The sequence below is a fragment of the Clostridium sp. genome (genome assembly GCF_032552055.1).
Lineage (GTDB): Bacteria > Bacillota > Clostridia > Clostridiales > Clostridiaceae > Clostridium.
This window is the reverse complement of record NZ_JAWGSV010000436.1, coordinates 1-1,152: the sequence shown is the minus strand read 5'-3', so window position 1 is coordinate 1,152 and position 1,152 is coordinate 1. Positions and strand designations below refer to the sequence as shown.

At 29.2% G+C, this 1,152-nt stretch carries 1 protein-coding gene and 1 tRNA gene; both read left to right on the top strand.

Annotated features, from left to right (window positions below; translation table 11 throughout):
- Positions 1 to 37: 37 nt before the first annotated feature.
- Positions 38 to 123: transfer RNA gene (locus tag E6248_RS16220), tRNA-Leu, on the top strand.
- A gap of 115 nt (positions 124 to 238) precedes the next feature.
- Positions 239 to 1,129: a radical SAM protein gene (locus E6248_RS16215; RefSeq protein ID WP_316341798.1), complete on the top strand. Its 891-nt coding sequence runs from the start codon at positions 239 to 241 to the stop codon at positions 1,127 to 1,129.
- Positions 1,130 to 1,152: the final 23 nt, after the last annotated feature.

The window sequence follows — 1,152 nt, the reverse complement described above, 5'->3', positions numbered from 1 at the left end:
AAATTTATACAATATACTTTAAACTATATATAAATATGCAGATGTGGCGGAATGGCAGACGCATCATCTTGAGGGGGTGACGGGGGAATCCTCGTGCGGGTTCAAGTCCCGCCATCTGCACCATATTTCTAAAGTAAGTCGATTGAAATAACAATCGACTTTTTTGGATTATTTATTAAAATTATAAATCTCTTGTTTAAGAATAGTTAGATGAGTGAAAAAGATAAGGAGAAAAACTATGAATTATATACCTGCAAAAAGTATTATTTCTAATTATAAAGAAAATAATGAATGGTTTGGTGGCAATTATAATATGAATATTTATAAAGGGTGTTGTCATGGATGTATTTATTGTGATAGTAGAAGTGATTGCTATGGTATAGAGGATTTTGATAGGGTAAGAGTTAAGGAAAATTCAATAAATTTAATTGAGAAAGATTTAAAATCGAAAAGAAAAAAAGGTGTAGTCTCAACTGGGGCAATGAGTGATCCATATAACCCATTTGAGAAAAAGTTTTTATTAACACGTAAGGCGTTAGAATTAATAGATAAATATAATTATGGTGCAGCAATTGATACAAAAAGTGATTTGATTACTAGAGATATAGATGTATTAAAAAGAATTAAAGAACATTCGCCTGTATTGTGTAAAATTACAATAACAACAGCAGATGATGAGCTTAGCAAGAAAATAGAGCCTAATGTTAGCCTATCATCTGAAAGGTTTAAAGCTATTAAGGAATTGTCTGACGCAGGGATTTATACAGGAATTTTATTAATGCCGATTCTTCCTTTTATTAATGATACTGAAGAAAATATAATAAGTATTGTTAGAAAAGCTAAAGAAAATGGGGCTAAATTTATATACCCTGCCTTTGGTGTTACATTAAGATCAAATCAAAGAATGCATTTTTTTGATAAGTTAGACAAAGAATTTCCTGGAATAAAAGAAAGATATATAAGAGAATTCCAAAACAATTATATGTGCTCAAGTCCTAAGGGGAGGGAACTTTATAAGATTTTTACTGAGGAATGTAGGAAGCTTGGAATTATCTATAAAATGAAAGATATAATAGAGGATTATAAAAAGTTATATAAGAATGAGCAAATCAGTCTCTTTGATTTGTAATTATATAATGAATATTTATTGTT

What these genes read in the sequence shown, in the direction of transcription:
- E6248_RS16215 (WP_316341798.1), top strand. Translation starts at nt 239, where the DNA reads ATGAATTATATACCTGCAAAAAGTATTATTTCTAATTATAAAGAAAAT.